Raw genomic sequence first — 17,775 nt, forward strand, 5'->3', positions numbered from 1 at the left:
GACCCTTCTTCATTATTCGATGTTCGATGTTCGATATTTTCCCAAAATAGAATAATGAATGTCGAATGCTGAATATCGAATATCGAAGATGTTGGCCTCGTAAATCGTACTTCGTAAATCGTACTTACAAAAATCCCATACTTATAGTCCCCACCATCATTAAAATCTTTGCAATGGTACTGAGTTCGGTGAAATGGTCCTTGCGATCAGCATAGTAGATTTTCCACATAAACCACATGAAAAAGATCCCCAAAATCCCGAAATAGATGAATAAAATTGGATTATTGATTTCGAAGGTTACAATCATAATCGCAAAGACAAAGCAAATGGCAATGATGAAAATAACCTGTTTGGTTTTGCGAAATCCTATTACAATAGGTAGTGTGCGACAGCCATGCTTTCGGTCTCCGGGGCGGTCTTCGATGTCTTTGATAATCTCTCGGATCAAATTCAGGAAAAAGGCAAAGATTGCATAAGTGAGTACCAAAAGTTCTGATTTCTGATAATAATAACCCACCAAATAGATAGCCAATGCTGTCAGAAAAGCTACTGTTAAATTTCCGATGAAGGGCCCTCTTTTAAGCCTATTGCTGTAAAGCCATAATAGAAATGCAGCGAAGAAGTTGACCAAGGCAATTCTTTGGGAGACAATATAGCCTAAACCAATCGCTGTGAAATTTAGAATGGTGTGAAGAAAAATCACCATTCGCCGCTTAATTCCTTTGCCCACCACCACCTCATTTGGGCGATTGACATAATCAATTTTGACATCGTAATAGTCATTGATCATATATCCGGCAGCGGTAATCATCACTGTGGAAAGCACTAAAAGATATAATCTGAAATCCTGGAGAACAGGCAGTCCTGTCCGAGTCGTCTCAACCAAAAAATAAGCTGTCATGAACTGGGCAAAAGCCACCATGAGGAGATTGATAGGCCTGCTGATACGGAATAGTCCGCTCAACGAGATACTTCGCTCCATGCTTTTGCTGTTCATGGTTTAAAATTAGAGTAATTCGATTTCCTTTCGAAGTTTAATTAACCCTTATCTTGAATAAAAATCGATTCCGTAATTTTCACAGTGCATTTTTTAAGTTTTCTCTAACTTTCTTTTTGTAAAATTGAATCAACCCCAACAACCATGAACAAAACAGAAAATCAATCCAGAAGAGATTTTATAGCCAAAACAGGAGGATTATTGGCAGGATCAATTCTGATTCATCCTGTTGCCGAGGCCCTTTCTATTTTTAATCGACCTGGAGAAAAGATGAAATTAGCCATGGTCGGAACAGGTGTGAGGGGTTTGGCGATGTGGGGTAGAGATGTGATACGTGCCTACAAGGATCAGGTAGAATTTGTTGGGCTTTCGGATAAAAATGAAGGTCGACTCAAATACGGTCAAACCTATATGGGCTTGAATTGTCCCCTCTTTTTGAGCACCGATGAAATGCTGACCAAGACCAAGCCTGATGTGCTCATCGTGACCACCATGGACAGTACTCACCACGAATTTATCGTCAAAGGACTCATGGCCGGCATGAATGTGATTTCGGAAAAGCCGATGACCACCGATGAAGTGAAAATGCAGGCTATACTTGATGCAGAAAGAAAATCTGGCAAAAAACTCATCGTCACCTTCAATTACCGCTATTCTCCTCATCGTCAGAAAATCTACGAATTGCTTCGCTCGGGAGAAATCGGCACCATTACCTCGGTTGATTTTCACTGGTATTTGGATACATCCCATGGCGCTGATTATTTCCGCAGATGGCATGGAAGAAAGGAATTCGGAGGTACTCTTCTTGTTCACAAATCAACTCACCACTTTGATTTGCTCAACTGGTGGTTGGATTCGGATCCTGAAGAAGTTCATGCTTTTGGTGCTTTGGAATTTTATGGGAAAAACGGTCCCTTCCGATCCACTACTTGTCGGGGTTGTCCTCACGCTTCCAAGTGTGATTTTCATTGGGATATCACCAAAAGTGAGCACTTGACCAAGCTATATGTAGACAATGAAAAATTTGACGGCTACCACCGGGACGGCTGCGTATTCCGCGAAGAAATCGATATCTACGATAAGATGGCCGTGCAGATCAAGTATAAAAACAAGGTTCAAGTGAGTTATTCTCTGACCACTTATTCCCCTTATGAAGGCTATCGAATTGCTTTCAATGGAACCAAAGGCAGACTGGAAACTTGGATCAAGGAAAGCCAACCTTGGGATGAAAAAAATGAGGACGAACTCGTTTTGGTGAAAAATTTCGGTGAGCGAAGTATCATCACCGTTCCTCAGGGTGGAGGCGGCCATGGAGGCGGCGATACCCGATTGAAGGATAAGCTTTTCCTCGATACCAATGCTCCTGATCCTTGGAGACAGTCAGCAGGGAGCCGAGATGGGGCGATGTCCTGTTTGGTTGGAATTGCTGCACGAAAATCGATTGAGCAAGGTAAGCCGATCAAAATCCAGGATTTGACGGATATTCCGTTGAAGGTGAGTGGAAGAGGTGCCTAGGTAAGGGAGAAGTATAAAATCAGAAGTCTGAAAAATGGAAATCCCCTAGAGCAATTGAGCTTTGCGGGATTTTTTACAAAGTTTTTTACTACAGAGAAAGCTGAGAAATGGAGGTTTAGGAGATTTATTCTCTTAGATCTCCAGAGGTGGCTCCCAAGATTTACCTTTTCGAGAGCATAGAGAAAAGCTGAAGCTTTTTGTGCTACGTCATTGCGAGGAGCAGTACTGGATTGTTGACTTTTATTGGGAGTTTCATGCGACGAAGCAATCTTTTAGAGCTTGCTGGGAGATTTTTTAGTCACTAAGTACGCAAAGGTTTTTACCACGGAGTTTGCGGAGGATTTGGGTTTTAGGGGTAGAGGGTTTTAAATGAACCGCAATTGTGTGAGAGATTTCAGACCTTTTTCAAGGACACAGAGAGAAGCTAAAGCTTTTTGGAATTAACCACGAAGGACACGAAGGAGTGCAAAGATTTTTTACCACGGAGTTCGAGGAGGATTTGGTTTTTAGGGGTAGAGGGTTTTTAAATGAACCGCAATTGTGTGGGAGATTTCAGACCTTTTTCAAGGACACAGAGAAAAGCTAAAGCTTTCTGGATTTAACCACGAAGGACGCGAAGGTGCGCAAAGATTTTTTACCACAGATCTGGCTGAGAAAAAGAGACTTAGAAGACAGTTTAAATATCTTATTGAAATAAGAAAGGCATAGTAGTTTGTTTAGTAAACCTTTAACGATTTTTTGAGGTTAGATAAGTTGATAACCTTAATTTATAGATTTATGAAAAATATTTTAATTTTCAGCTTTTTAAGTTTTTTTTCTTTGAATTATATCCCAGCTCAAGCCCAAATCCGGACAGTAACTTATGAAGTTGAGCGAAACATTATCAATAATAATGTCCCCATTCCTTCCGAAGAATCATTTCTAATCAATGGACAACTTCCAGAGGGTATTTTGATGGTTCAAGTGGCTGTAAAGAAGTCCGGGAAAAATGATAAATCAAAGAATATCTATGAGTGGAAAAAGGCTTTTGATTTTCCCACCAGTACTTATGAGTTGTTTGTTTCGGAGCCATTGAGAAACAATGATTCCTATGATTTGGAATTTAGTTTTTTTTCCAGAGCTGATGAAGACCAAATGGAATATGTCTCAGGTGCGATACAACAAAATCTAGAGGCCTACATTCGGGCAAATTTTGAAGTGGCACCTTCCGGTATAAAATCGAACGTCGCAGATGCGGTGATGATCTCCCAAATGAACCAAATTGTCACTCAAGGTTTGGTGGACTATCAACATTTTCTGGGAAGGGAATTTCAGGGATTTAGTGAGGTGATTCGACAAAAAATAGGGCAAAAGGATCGAATGAAACTCAAGAGAGCAAACTTAAATATCCTTAGAAAAAATAAATCCAACGATAAATCAGATGATAGTCGGGCTATTTACGCCAATCAATACATCGATGAATTAGTCGCCGTAGTTCACAATGAAATAGGTCAATACCTCCAAAATAGTCTTTTTAGTCTTGTCGATTTGAGAACTGTCGCCAATTTTCCCACTGAAGCCAAACCCAATTCAATACCCATCAATTTTGGTTATGCCACGGTTCCTTTCAAGAGAAATCAACCTTCTACAGAATATTTACATGGCCCCGCCCTAGGCATTTCTATTCCCTTTGGTAACAAAACCTTCACGAAGTTTCTGGGAAATGCTTCATTTTCTACGGGAGTGATCCTGACCAATTTTGAATCTGCAAATGGGGAAAGCCTTAGAGGTGACTTGATTGGCTTACCGATTTATGCTGGGTTAGGATATAAAGTTTTCGAGGTGTTTAGGCTCAATGTAGGCACTGTAATGCTTCAGGGTCAAGGTTTCGGGCCGACTCCAAAAAAGACTACCTATTTTCAACCATTTGCGAGCATTAGTTTGGAGCTCAATCTATGGTTAGGCTTAAAAGACAGGAGATAATGATGAGGTTCTTTCAAATTATTTGTTGGGTAATTTTACTTACCCTTTCGATACCTGTAATTGGACAAAGGAGTGATTTTGATTGGAGAATTGGAATCAGTGGAGGGTATTCCAATTATTATGGAGACTTAAGTCCCTATACGATCCGAGGATTATCCAATGGAAAGGCTTTTGGGCAACTTTTCGAATATAATCCAAACTACGTAGAAAAACCATCTTTTAAGATTACAGTAGAGCGAGCACTTTCACCTACAATAGGGCTAAGTTTGGCCTATGGTCAATATACTTTCGGAGCAAGTGACCGGTTTATTCGAAAAGATGGGACAATATGGAATGACGCACCTAACTTTTCACGTGGGCTAAATTTTCAAAATCAATCCCGTAGTTATGGGTTAGGATTAGTTTTTAAGGCAAATAATGGCAGATTACTACCAGCCAATTCCTGGATTAGTCCATATTTTAATTTGGGAGTTGGCTTCTTAGATTTCCAGGTTAGAGGAGATCTTTTGAATCGTCGAGGCCAGCGTTATGATTATTCCTCATTGCGAGCGATCCATGATGGTATTTATGAAACAAACTTGGCAGAAGTTCAAACTGAAGGACCATATCCTTTGCATGCTTTTTACTCAAACTTTGGACTGGGATTTAGCATTCGGTTGACAAAAAGGTTTGAATTGTTTGCTGAAAGTGAGATTATGTTCACATTCAGTGATCATCTAGATGATGTCAGTGGAAAATATCGTGGAGATTACACAAATGATTTTCAGGAATACGCTGCAAATCCAAACTCAATTCCCGTAATTCCAGGTCAAACTTGGCGTGGGAATCCAAATGGATTGAATGATTGGGTTATCTATCATTCAGTTGGTTTAAAATATAATTTAGGAGTAAGTAAAAGAACCTTCAAAGCCCCTCGCATAAGTACATTTTTACCATCTTATTCTAGCACCAAAAAGAAGGGAAGTATTGAATCAGCTGAACAAGATCAGAGTACTTCTGATTCAGTGCTGATTCGTCGGATGAGTCAATTGGAATTGTCTCAAAAGAATGACAAGCTCCGGGTTGACAGTCTTTCTCAAAAACTCCTGCTGGTAGACTTAGAACAGGCTATTTCTAAACGTGAAAATTACCTCAGAGCAATAGAAAACAGAAGAAAAACACTTTTGGAAATCCAGCAATCCAGTCGGTTGTGGTTAGATTCCTTGATTCAAAATGAAAGTCGAACTGAAGATTTTGCCGATTCAATTCGTGCTGCTGCAATTAAAGGCCAATTTGATCTTAGATATAGTTTGGATTCAATAAATAGAAGGGAATTTGAAATTAAAAACGAAATCGATAGTATTTCACGATTGAAAAAATATTTCTTCGCACCTGAAAATAAAATGGAGGAAAAATTTAATCGGGGTTTGGTTGATGAAGATACGATTTCCGAAAAGGGTGAATTGTTTTATTCTGACTCCGTCATAATTGAAAATAAAATGCTGTCAAATAATGCTGCATTGCAAACAGATAGTGTTTCAAGTATGAATCAAAGGGGTTCATCTGAAGAGCCCAATGCCTTGATTGACATTGAGGAAATTTTAAGAGTGAAAGCTGAAAATCAAAATTTACGACTACTTCTAGATCAGGCTCTTTTGGATAAAGAAGAATCCAAAACTGGTAAACCAATTCAATCAGAACAAAGACAAACAATTATCAGGGAAACAGTCCAAGTACAATCTAGCGAGTCCAAAAAAACAGATCTACCCGATAAACGGAATGAGAGATCCAATAATCAGGCGAGGGACAGGTTATTACTAACTGGTGGGGCTTTCGCAGCGGGAACTGCAGTAGGAAATCAAAGTGCTGGAAATTCATCATCAGAAGCTTCTAAAGATTCTTTGCTTCTTTTACCTACACACACAGATTCCACTTATTTGGACTCAAATTTTGTGACTGACAAGTCTTATGACTTAAATTTCCAGAGGCTTAACCTTTCACCCCAACTTCAATCATTTAAAATGACTGATACGGTGTATTTGACGAAGGAGGGGGTAGTAAGATTATTACCGGGGAAAGCGAGCCTGTATTTTGCCATAAATCAAAAGGTCCCTAGTGAAGCTGAGATTCAGAAATTAGAAGAGTTAGTAGAATTTTTTGAAAGTCAGGAAAATCTCTATTTTGTGCTTTCCGGCTTCGCCGACAATACCGGTAGTTTGACATATAATCTCAAACTGGCAGATGAACGAATGGCAAGCATCGCAAAAATATTACAGTCGAAATATGACATACCGGAAGTGCGAATTCAATTGGAATCTGGTGGACAGGTAATCAGAGGCACAAAAAAAACATCTGCCGAAAAAGACCGCAGGGTAGAGGTAAGAGTACAATCCGCTAGTGAGGATTTTCAAGAAAAATTAGATGACCCATTTTAATGGTGATAACCGATCTTAGAAAAACCTGAAATCCAAATGTATCGACTGAGGATAGTCAACTATGGTGGATTATTTTTTAATTAATTCTAATTCCTCGCGGCTTTCGATGATTTTTTCCTGATACATCAACGTCCATTCCATGGATTTGGTGAGGACAAAAAGGTTTGTCAGTTCTACCATCAGCCTTTCACGTGAATTTTCCATCAGGTCCGATTTTTCAATTTGAGTTCTGATTTGGGCTGTGACTGAATTTTTGATTTTGTTGTAATCCTTCGCTTCGAAAGAATTGAAATAATCCTGAGTCACATCGTAATATTCAATGTCGGGATAAATGTTTAGGACGGGATCGGGGATTTTCTTCAGGATCAGTGTTTTGTTTGCCTCGTCAATTTCCACTTGGAGTTGGCGCAGGTCATACTCCACAGTTGCTTTTGCATTGACTACCACCAAGGCCTTTTTATCCGATTTCCAAATATTTAAAAAGAGGTTTTGGGAGTTTTTGAACGTGAAAACCTTGGAATAATATCCTTCCGTGACGATCAGTTTACCTACTTGCTGGACTTGTTTTTGGATCAATTCCGAACTTGCCCTCAACTCTTCCCGCTCCTGCTTTCCTTGATAGAAAAACCAAAACCCCGCAAACAAAACCAAAGCTATAAGAAACCCGAATCCAAATCTATTCATGTCCAAACTTAAAAATTAAAATCGTGAAATCGGGGGAAATGAAAGGATGCCATTTGTCGAGAGCAATTACTTTTTCAACTGAGGGAGGGTATTTGTAAATCATATCTAATCAAACGACCATTTTACTTTGAAAGATGTCGAAAAATTACGCCACCGACCCTTGATACAAATCCTTCTGAAAGTGAATAAACAGTTTGCTGATTCCGCCAACTTCTCCCAGTTTCGCATGGTGGATATTCATCCCAGTGTGTGGCATACTCGTCATGCTTGATTTCATATCAATTCCAAAATTGAGTTTAACATATTTTCAATGGAACTTTTATTGAGTTTAGAAAAGGCAAACCATTTCTTACCCAAATCCTTCAATGAAGCCCCCAAATGATAGACTTCTTCTGAATCGATGATCAAAAAGCGGTCGTGACTTTTAGTAAATTCTTTTAGCTCAAAGTGACCAAATTGCGCATTAGCTTTTTGTACATCCAAGCTGAGAGATTTACTGATGTTTTTGGTAAGGAGTAGCACCTTGACGTCCTTTTCCTTTTTTGATAGTTGCGTAAGTGTGTTTTCATCTATGTAGTTATCTATCAGAATAATGTTCTTTCTCGCAGATCGGATGATTTTGGAGGTGAGTGCGTAGGGATCGAATACTTGTCCATCTAAAAAGACGCCCTGAGTAGGGATGAGGTGGGTGTTTATCTGAAGATCTATTTGGTTTACTTTTTTGTTCAGGTTTTCTAGATTGTCTTCTAACCGGTTCATTCGGTTGTTAATGGCATAACCTTTCAATAAGTAATCTTTCAGCACCCTAGTTGCCCAAATACGAAACTGTGTGGCTCGGATAGAATTTACTCTATACCCCACAGATAACACTGCATCAATATTGTAATATCTTACTCTCGCCTTTTGGGTTTTACCTTTGATAGCTCCGTGTGGTGTGGTATGTTCCAAAATGGAACTAACCACATCTTCGTCTAATTCCCCAGATTTAAAAATATTGCCCAAGTGCTTAGTGATAGCAGGTCGTTGCGTGCCAAATAAATCAGCTATTTGTTGTTGAGTTAGCCAAATGGTTTCTTTTTTTTCGTCAATTCTGACTTCAATATGCTCGGCAACCTCATCAGGGCGATATAAAATGATTTCATCCTTCATTTACATCAGTCTTTTAATTGATAACAAAGGCAATCAAATGCCAAAAAACTGAATCTTAAAGATATCAGATTGGACGAGAAGGAAAAGCCTTCTTGCCGAGAAGGGAAGAAATTGTCAGAGAAGTTTCTTAAGTAATTGAAGCCGATCACTTCTCTCTTTTACTCATACCTCACACCACGCTGCCGCTCCCGATTCACTTTTAGTTCCAAAACATCCGGCCGGGAATAGTGTCCGACAGGATCAAAGTTTTGTCGCTCTTCCAATACCCGATTAAAATCCAAGGTTTGATAAAAGATTTCTTCTCGATCGGCCACAGGTTCAAGAATCCACTTTCCATCCGGTCCTGCTAAACAGCTCCCTCCATTTCCTAAGATCTCGGGGCAGTTTTCCAGAATTATATCTAAATGAGGTGTGTTCGTAGTGAAATCACTTTTCCGCATCAAACTTGAAACTGAAATCACAAAGGAGCGCCCTTCCTGAGCAATCATTCGGGAGATGTTCTCAGTGTTTCTTACCGATCCAGGCCAAACTGCGATGTGGAGGTTTTCTCCCAAGCCATACAGAGCAGTCCGCGCCAAAGGCATCCAATTTTCCCAGCAATTTAATCCTCCAACAGTAAAGCTTTTAAGCGGATGTGTCTGAAGTCCATTTCCATCTCCTGGGGACCAAGTTAGCCGCTCGTCATAAGTAGGTTGGAGTTTGCGATGAACGGAACAGATTTCGCCTTGCTGATTAATATAGACTAAGGAACAATAGAGACTGTGGCCGCCACGATCCTGAGGTCGCTCGATGATCCCAAGATAAATTGCGATCTTATGCTTGATTGCTAATTCTTGGATTTCTTTCAGGTCACCCGATTCGATTTGAATTGCATTTCTAGTATAGTGGGCATGGATTTCCTTTTGGATTCGGTTGTCCCAAGCAGCAGAATGAGTGATTGACAGCCACCAAGGATACCCGGGGATAAGACCTTCGCCGAAGACGATCAGTTCCGCTTTATTTTCGGCTGCTTCGTTGATAGTAGTCTTGACTTTTTCTATCGTGGCTTTTTTGTCCAGCCAGACTGGGGCGATTTGGGCAAGGGCGACTTTGAGGAGGTGATTGGGCATTGATATTTAATTTGGGAATCGAAAATAGGTAAAGGGCTCACAGATGACACGGATTACCACAGATTTTTTGCTTTGAAAAGATTTATTCAAATTTCCATCTTGGAATTATGAGGGAGCTTTCTGAAATAGAGAACAAGTGATTAAGCGGGGCAAATTCCGAAAAAGGCTCACAGATGACACGGATTATCACAGATTTTTTGCTTTGAAAAGATTTATTCAAATTTCCATCTTGGAATTATGAGGCAGCTTTCTGAAATAAAGAACCAGTCCTTAAGCGGGGCAAATTCCGAAAAAGGCTCACAGATGACACGGATTATCACAGATTTTTTGTCTGTTTGGAACATTGAGATTCAAAAACGAAAAAAAGCGATCTCTTAGAAATCGCCTTTTTTTACTTATTAAACCAATTTTTTTATATTATTACCATTTTCTCTTCCACATCTACAAGTGCAACAGCACCGTGAATCGCAGTTTCGTCCAATTCGGAGATTAGAATTTTCAGATTTTCCAAGACGGCTGGATAGGCGAATGTTTCCAAGGTCTTTAAAAGTGATTTTTTAAACAGTGGATATGTCTTCCGTATCGATCCTCCCAAAACTATTGCCTCTGGAGCCAAAGAGTACATGATCATTTTTAGCAGTTCGCCCAAATGCCTCCCAAACTCATCAAAGGCCTCCATGGCAATTGGATCGCCAGTCAACGCCAGTTTGGCTAAAGCTTTTGGCTTTGAATGGTAGAAATTATGAAAAAACTTTCCAGAGCAATAAAATTCATAATTATGATCTAAATAGGGCGCCCCGCACCACTCGCCTGCAGCTGAAAAAAGTCCGGAGTACAATTGTCCATTGATCACTATTCCACCCCCTGTTCCGGTTCCGAGTGTGATTCCCACCAGGTTTTTATAAGGTTTTCCCACCCCATATTTATGCACTCCAATAGCAAAACAATTTGCATCATTGTTAATAAAAACCGGTTTTGAAAATCTCTCCGTCAGAAACTTTTTTAATTCCACATGCTGAAAAGAAGGGATATTGGCTAATCCCAAGACGATGCCTTCCTTAGTATCTACCAAGCCTGGTATTCCAATACCGATCCCTACAAACTCATATTGAGAATAAGTTTCGATAAAAGCTGCAATGGTCTCAAGGATGAACGTCTGACTTTCCTGTGAAGGAGTGGGGATAGCGCGAATGTCTTCCAGATGTCCTTTGATCAGGATTCCTCCCTTGATTCCAGTACCCCCGATATCTAATCCTAAAATGGCTTTTTCCATTCGCTTTGGGCAATTGTGGGTTGATCGATAGATTTAATAAATAAAGCCGCCGGGAAATTTCCCGGCCGCTTTCAACATAGGTTTGAAATTATATTTTTATTTAAAGCATGCCTTCAATCGACTTCTCCAGTTCTTGGGCAGTGGCTAGGAACTCATCCACATTCATGTCTCGGAAGAAAATCAGGCCGTGACTTGCCCTTACTTTAGCTCGCTCATGTAGGTAAAAATAGTTTTTACCTAGCAAAAGCTGTATGTCATTTAACTGACGTACCCAAATTCGCTTGGCAACTGTACTGAATTTACCATTGTGAGAATAGCTTGGGAATGAGGCATTCACCTGACTTAAGTAACAGTTGGAGAAAGAATCCTCCATTACAGACATATCGCCGAGAGAAACAGGGACAATCACATTTGCTTCATGAGGTTCAAATTTGAACCAGACATTTCGATAGCCGAGGATTCTCAGTTTACTGGTATCATGTTCTTCACCCCATTTCTTTACCGCCTCGGCTGTGGCTTGAAGGACTTTGTAATGGGTGTCGGGACCTGAACCTTCCGGATCGAGGGTCAGACTAATCTTGGTCGGTTTGATTTTTCTGAACATGTCCACGATAGGTTCCACATCTCGGGTTTTGTCGGGCTGCTCGGTGAAGATGTCTCCGGTGTAAAAACCGAGTCTAAGGTGGTGCACATTTTTCACCTGCACGCCAAAGTGAGCCCATACCAATTCCTCCTCAAACTCCCGGATCATTCCTTTAAGCCTTTGGATTTTTGATGGATTCTTCTCCCCGTCGTATGAGTTTTTCAGTATACTGATTACATCATTGATAGTCTCTCGGAGTTGGGTTCTATTTTTCACTTCATAGACAATGACCAAAGCTCTCACCACGCGATGGCAAAGTCCCCGCTTTCTGGCATCGAGATTTTCAGAAGCGACATTGGTAAGGAAGTGATAGACATCTTTGTCCGTCTTAAGGCTGAACCCTACATCAAAGAAGTCCTCGTAATTGACCATCTGGATTTTGCCATCATCCAACAGTTTTTTGGTGTGCTGGAGTGTGTCGATTACGAAAGTATTGGTCACTGCTGTGAATCCTGAAGTCAACACGGAGAAGTGTGCTTCATTGGTCGGTTCACTCAGTTGGTTGGTGATGTGAGGAAGGATTCCTAAAGAAATATCATCGTGGTGAGGTCCTGTATGAAGTAGTACTTCGTTGCTTTCAGGCTCGAGTCCTTTGGCCAATTTTGCTTCAGTACTTTTCATGACCTGATTGACTGTATCTTCTGAAAGACCGGGGATCAGTTTGGTGTACTTATCAGCTTTGAGGTCTTCAATCTTTATTCGATGGCCATATTTATTTAGTTTTTTACAAAGGTCGATCACCGCACGCTCCGTTTTCTCATAGGTCCATTCACCCTTTTGATAGTAAGCGTCCATGGAGTCTGTGAGCTTTACAGCAGCGCCTTTTGTAAGGTAGAATCGCCCATTTTTTAGCTTTTGAAGTACAGTGCCCGGGTACACGTTGTTCATCTTCGTTTCCAGGGAATCCTTTACAATTCCGGCTTTGGCTTCACCCGCCGCAATGATTATTCCCACAGCTTCTGGATTATACACGATGGTTTCCAAGCCGATCGTGATGACAAGTCGGTTGGATGAAACCTCTATTCCGCCTAGATCTCCTGCGGCTACTGCCTGAGTTTCAAAGTTGGTGTCGGTAAGACGGGTTACAGAGAAAAGGTGTGATCCACGGGTGTTGAATGCGATATGCCCGTCGGGACCAATGCCCCCTAGAAAAAATCCAATACCCCCTTTGTCCCGAATTCGCTGCTCATATTCGCCGCACCACTGATCAATTTTATAAATGGATTGCTGTTGAAGTCTTTCCAGATCACTGACTGGATCGCGGAATCTAAGGGAAAGATCTACTTTCAAGTCAGGAAAAATTTCCCTGAAATGTAGTCCATTTGCCAATGGAATCTCATCCGAGTTGATTAGAATCGCTTTTTCCTTAGAGAGGCCGAACCCATTGATATAGAATTTATTGACGTAGTCGTAGAAGCTATTGTGTTGAGAAGCCGAGATAGGATAGAATTCGTCAATCTGGACAAATGTCAAATCCTTCAGAACCGGCTTTTTGGTATTCCCTAATCCGTATTTTTCTCGCACATCTTTGCCCTTCTTGCTGTCCCAGTTTTCGAGTAGGTATTGAGTCCATTTGATAAAAAACTCTGGTGTTTTTCCGGTTGGCAAACTTATTACACCTTCCGGGTTGGCTGCTACCCATTCCAAAAAGCGGCAAGCTGTGAGCAAACCGAGTTTAGGAAAGTTGTCAACCGTGAGGTAAGGAATCAGTGTTGAGATTTTTTCTGCTCCAGATTCAGTTAAAAAGGCTTTTTCTACTTCGGATAGGGGATACTTACTTAGCATACTGATGGGACAGTTTAGGTTGTGTAAGGTTTTATTGTTTTGATTCTGATTGCATTCCAAATTTTATGGAGCCTTAAATCCAGCATGTTCCAAATATTATCTCGGCTTCAACTGCAATTTATTCTTCCATACAAAAATAAAAAACTTTGGTGAATAAAAAACAACTTCTATAAAAAAATTATAAAAGTATTAAATCAAGCAGAAAATTATAGGGTTCGGGTAAAGGATAATTTGATTCTAGACTGGAATTCTTCAATAACTTTAAAAATTTCAATTAGGGTAACTTGTTGAACTTTGGTGAGTGCTTTGATCTTGAGGAAGTTCTTCGGTTTACGGTTTTGATCCAGGATTGAAAGTGTTTGATTTTCGAGTCTAATGCTCATCAGGTAATCAAAAGCATGAATCAGTTCTTGAGCTTCTTTGTCGGAGAAAACTCCCTTTTCCTTCAATAATGCGATGCGGTTAGCTGTATTTGTCTCAAAAATCCGGTGCTTGAGCGCATACACCCTTGCCAAATCCACAATGGGTCTCATCGTTTGCTTAAGGTTCAACTGCTTTTCCCCATCAATCTCTTCTGTTTTGATTTTTCGGAAAAAGGTCAATGGCGGTTCATATTGAAGTGCATTGTGACCCAGATTTATAAAAAATCGCTCAGGAGCATTTTCCAGCAATTCGCCCATATAGCTTTTCAATTCGTCTAAAAGCGATAACTCCCCATAGATTGCTCGGCAATCAAAAAAAGTGGAGTAATTCATGGCGGTCTCCTGAGAAGCATCTGAAATCCAAATGTCATAATTTCGCTTCCAATGAGAGAGTGAATGTGTCCATTTTGGATTCATAGCCATCATTTCCCCTTCACAAAAAACTATCCCTATCGTGTCTAGTGCTGTGGAAACCCGAGTAGCGAAGTCAAGAAAATAGGTGCGGACCTCCTCCCGGTGCTCATTTGCCTTGTCTTCATGAATTATGGCATTATCCTGATCAGTTTTGAGTGTTAGTTCTCCACGCCCTTCACTTCCAAATACAAAAAACACAAATCTTGCCGGAGCCGGACCTATATCTTTGAAAACTCGCTCGATGACTCGCTGGGTGATGGTGTCGGCAACTGTAGTGATGATTTGATTGATCAGACCGGATTTCATTCCCCTCGTGCTGAGGAGATGGATGATTTCAGGCATTCGATTCCATTTTTCGCGGAGCTCGGGAATTTGTCTGGCTTCCTTCACAGATTGGATAAACATGAAAGGTCCCTGACTTTGCTCAGTAAGAATTTTCGTTCGGCTGATCCAGCCAATGTATTCCTGATTTTCTCGCACCAATAGATATCTGGACTTGGTTTGAAACATCAAAATCAATGCTTCGACCAAGCTTTTATCCGGGTGAATACTTACCATGTTAAATTCCATGATTTGGGAAACCGGGATTTCAGCGGGGAGCCTCTCAGCGAGTAAGCGGTCTCTCAAGGTAATATCTGTGATATATCCTGTAATTTCCTGGGGAGAATTTCCAATAAAAAGGCAACTGACTTTCTCCCGCCTCATCAATGCTGCACACTGATAGACGGGATCACTATGCCGCATCATCCTCAAATGTCTGAAATGAAGATCTCGGACGTTTTTGGAATAAAATTGTTCAGACAGAAAAGTACCGGGACTGTGCATGGACGGAAAATACAAAAACAGAATTGCTTTCCAGTAAACTGAAAACAAAACCGCCCCGAATTTTCATCCGAGGCAGTTATATTTTTTTTGAAAATCGCTTTTCCAATACTTAGTTTTTTTAAATGGATACTCCGAGCACTTTTGCCATGACAGCTCCGATCTCAGCTGGAGATTCTGCCACGTGGATTCCATTTTCTCTCATGATTCTGATTTTGGCAGCTGCGGTATCATCCGCTCCACCGATGATTGCGCCTGCATGGCCCATTCTACGGCCTGGAGGTGCAGTCTGACCTGCGATGAAGCCAACTACTGGCTTTTTGTTGCCATTGTCACGGATCCATTTTGCAGCCTCAGCTTCGTAGTTACCACCAATTTCTCCGATCATAACGATTGCGTCGGTCTCAGGATCATTCATCAACATTTCTAAAGCCTGTTTGGTAGATGTTCCGATGATTGGATCTCCACCGATACCGATTGCAGTTGATACGCCCAATCCAGCTTTGGCTACTTGGTCAGCAGCTTCGTAAGTCAAAGTTCCTGATTTGGATACAATTCCGATTCTACCGGATTTGAATACAAAGCCTGGCATAATACCAACTTTAGCTTCACCTGGAGTAATGACACCCGGGCAGTTTGGACCGATCAGTACGCAACCTCTTTCTTTGATGTAGGGCTTAGCTACCATCATATCAGCAACAGGAATGCCCTCTGTGATAGTGATGATCACTTTGATGCCTGCATCTGCTGCTTCCATGATGGCGTCAGCTGCAAAAGCAGGAGGAACAAAAATAATGGAAACATCAGCACCTGTCTTTTGAACTGCATCTTCGACTGAATTGAACACAGGTCTTTCCAAATGTGTGGAACCGCCTTTGCCTGGAGTCACACCACCGACTACGTTTGTTCCGTATTCGATCATTTGCTGGGCGTGAAAGGAGCCCTCAGACCCAGTAAAACCTTGAACGATCACTTTGGAATTTTTATTGACTAGTACACTCATGCTTCGATTTTTTAAGTTTGGCACAAAAATAAGAGAAACCACCCGCTGACAAAAGAAAACCGAAACAATATCCATTGAAGAAGTGGCAAGCTTGGTAAAAAATCTTTTTTGGGCTTTCATCGAACTATAAATTGCCAGAAGAGAGGAAAGTTGTCCCCACTAAATTTTCAAGGTAAAATGTTTGATCCCTTTTAGCAGGAAAGGAAAGGCACTGACACCGTACTTGAAGGTACAGGTTTATATCTTGGTTGGATTAAATATTCTACCCGGTTACATAGAGGCAAAATTCAGAATCCAGGAATAAAAATACCAGGCATAAGAGTTCCATTAGAAATTCCTTTGCCCAAAGCGTAATTTTTGTAATTTCAAATACCTAAAACCACCATATCACCCAGATTCAGCACATGTTCACACTGAAAATTCTCATCGTAGAGGACGATTCCGTTTCCGCACTTTTACTCCAGCGGGCTCTTGAGAAAAATGCTCATCAAATCATCGGAATCGCCGATACAGGAGAAAAGGCCATAGAGATTCTGGGAGAAAACATGGCAGACATTGTCATGATGGATATTAACCTCGCGGGAGAACTGGATGGGATCAAAACCACAGAAATCATCAATGAAAAATATGATATCCCTGTGGTGTACCTCAGTGCGAGCTCTGATGCCGAGACACTGAACAAGGTGGTCGGTACCAATCCGAGTGCTTATGTAATTAAGCCGTTCAATATCAGGGAATTGAACATGGTGATTGAATTGGCCATTTTCAAGGATCGAAAAGAAAAGGAACTTCAAAAGCTCAATAATGAACTGGAGGAAAAAGTAAAGCAGCGTACAGTCGAACTATACGAGGCTAATAAAGAACTCACCAAAGCGTTGGAAAAGGAACGCGAGATCAACGAGCTGAAATCACGAATTGTATTAAATGTGTCCCATGGATTCAAAACTCCCTTAACATCTATTCTCAGTTCGGCACAGCTACTACAGATTTATGCCGAGAAGGAGCACCCTTTCAAACAGAAGATAACCAAGCATGCATTTAAAATAGAGAATTCTGTAAGGGCGCTAAACAATCTTTTGACGAGTGTGCTTTTCTTTGGTAAATCGGATGAAAACAAATTGGAGTTTAAGCCCAAAAAGATTTTTTCCGGGGCTTTTGTCAAAGAATTGCTTGATACTGTAAAAGCAGGGATAGAAAACGATGTTACTATCAAGCCTGAAATAGGGGATCTGCCAAAAACCATCACTTCTGATCCGGAGTTGCTTTATCAGGTATTTGAAAATTTGCTCTCTAATGCTGTAAAGTATTCTAAGGAAAGCAAGCAGGTTGTCTTTAAATTAACTTTTGAAGAGAATAAGCTTCATGCGGTTATTTCTGATTGCGGAATCGGAATTCCTAAATCTGAGCAGAGTAAGTTGTTTGAGCGCTTCTTCCGTGCTAAAAATGTTGGAATAGTAGAAGGATCCGGCCTTGGACTCTCCATTGTCAAAAAATGCCTTGAAGTTCTAGAGGGTATAATTACATTTGAAAGTGAAGTGGACAAAGGCACAACATTTCATGTGACAGTTCCAGTAAAATAGGAT

The 17,775-nt window shown here is 40.7% G+C and carries 13 protein-coding genes; 4 read left to right on the top strand and 9 right to left on the bottom strand.

Going from position 1 to position 17,775, the window contains the following annotated elements; translation table 11 throughout:
* Nucleotides 1-124: 124 nt before the first annotated feature.
* Nucleotides 125-997: a geranylgeranylglycerol-phosphate geranylgeranyltransferase gene (locus tag ACK4HU_RS05050; RefSeq protein ID WP_409803892.1), complete on the bottom strand. Its 873-nt coding sequence runs from the start codon at nt 995-997 to the stop codon at nt 125-127.
* Nucleotides 998-1,141: 144 nt separating this feature from the next.
* Between ACK4HU_RS05050 and ACK4HU_RS05055 the strand changes: the two genes are divergently transcribed.
* The 3 genes from ACK4HU_RS05055 to ACK4HU_RS05065 all read left to right on the top strand — a co-directional run bounded on the left by ACK4HU_RS05055 (nt 1,142) and on the right by ACK4HU_RS05065 (nt 6,888).
* Nucleotides 1,142-2,512, top strand: coding sequence for a Gfo/Idh/MocA family protein (locus tag ACK4HU_RS05055; RefSeq protein WP_409803894.1), 1,371 nt, complete (start codon nt 1,142-1,144; stop codon nt 2,510-2,512).
* A 777-nt stretch (nt 2,513-3,289) separates the two neighbouring features.
* Nucleotides 3,290-4,474: a hypothetical protein gene (locus ACK4HU_RS05060; RefSeq protein WP_409803895.1), complete on the top strand. Its 1,185-nt coding sequence runs from the start codon at nt 3,290-3,292 to the stop codon at nt 4,472-4,474.
* Entirely contained in the window at nt 4,474-6,888 is a 2,415-nt protein-coding gene (locus ACK4HU_RS05065) for an OmpA family protein (protein WP_409803897.1), read from the top strand. Before ACK4HU_RS05060 ends, ACK4HU_RS05065 begins: the two co-directional genes overlap by 1 nt.
* Nucleotides 6,889-6,957: 69 nt before the next feature.
* Here the strand turns inward: ACK4HU_RS05065 and ACK4HU_RS05070 are convergent, their stop codons facing one another.
* The 8 genes from ACK4HU_RS05070 to sucD all read right to left on the bottom strand — a co-directional run bounded on the left by ACK4HU_RS05070 (nt 6,958) and on the right by sucD (nt 16,192).
* Nucleotides 6,958-7,572 (bottom strand): DUF4230 domain-containing protein, encoded by a 615-nt coding sequence (locus tag ACK4HU_RS05070; protein ID WP_409803899.1) that lies wholly within the window; start codon nt 7,570-7,572, stop codon nt 6,958-6,960.
* 145 nt (nt 7,573-7,717) lie between these two features.
* On the bottom strand, nt 7,718-7,849 hold the full coding sequence (locus ACK4HU_RS05075) for a hypothetical protein (protein ID WP_409803901.1): 132 nt from the start codon (nt 7,847-7,849) through the stop codon (nt 7,718-7,720).
* Nucleotides 7,846-8,721, bottom strand: coding sequence for a RhuM family protein (gene rhuM / locus ACK4HU_RS05080; protein ID WP_409803903.1), 876 nt, complete (start codon nt 8,719-8,721; stop codon nt 7,846-7,848). The genes ACK4HU_RS05075 and rhuM overlap by 4 nt, the downstream gene beginning before the upstream one ends.
* Before the next feature lie 158 nt (nt 8,722-8,879).
* Nucleotides 8,880-9,830 carry a carbon-nitrogen hydrolase family protein gene (locus ACK4HU_RS05085; protein ID WP_409803905.1) on the bottom strand — a complete coding sequence of 317 codons (951 nt, stop codon included), beginning with the start codon at nt 9,828-9,830 and terminating at the stop codon, nt 8,880-8,882.
* Between the two features lie 412 nt (nt 9,831-10,242).
* The gene (locus ACK4HU_RS05090; RefSeq protein ID WP_409803907.1) at nt 10,243-11,103 is read right to left on the bottom strand and encodes an ROK family protein; all 861 of its coding nucleotides are present in this window, start codon (nt 11,101-11,103) and stop codon (nt 10,243-10,245) included.
* Between the two features lie 100 nt (nt 11,104-11,203).
* The gene (locus ACK4HU_RS05095; protein WP_409803909.1) at nt 11,204-13,531 is read right to left on the bottom strand and encodes a glucosamine-6-phosphate isomerase; all 2,328 of its coding nucleotides are present in this window, start codon (nt 13,529-13,531) and stop codon (nt 11,204-11,206) included.
* 206 nt (nt 13,532-13,737) lie between these two features.
* Nucleotides 13,738-15,240, bottom strand: coding sequence for a DUF294 nucleotidyltransferase-like domain-containing protein (locus ACK4HU_RS05100; protein WP_409803911.1), 1,503 nt, complete (start codon nt 15,238-15,240; stop codon nt 13,738-13,740).
* 70 nt (nt 15,241-15,310) lie between these two features.
* On the bottom strand, nt 15,311-16,192 hold the full coding sequence (gene sucD, locus ACK4HU_RS05105; protein WP_409803913.1) for a succinate--CoA ligase subunit alpha: 882 nt from the start codon (nt 16,190-16,192) through the stop codon (nt 15,311-15,313).
* A 404-nt stretch (nt 16,193-16,596) separates the two neighbouring features.
* Here sucD and ACK4HU_RS05110 point away from each other — a divergent pair, with 404 nt between their 5' ends.
* Nucleotides 16,597-17,772: an ATP-binding protein gene (locus ACK4HU_RS05110; RefSeq protein ID WP_409803915.1), complete on the top strand. Its 1,176-nt coding sequence runs from the start codon at nt 16,597-16,599 to the stop codon at nt 17,770-17,772.
* The last annotated feature ends 3 nt before the right edge of the window (nt 17,773-17,775 follow it).

Origin of the sequence: Algoriphagus sp., from assembly GCF_046296635.1 — a bacterium.
In the GTDB taxonomy this organism is placed as follows: domain Bacteria; phylum Bacteroidota; class Bacteroidia; order Cytophagales; family Cyclobacteriaceae; genus Algoriphagus.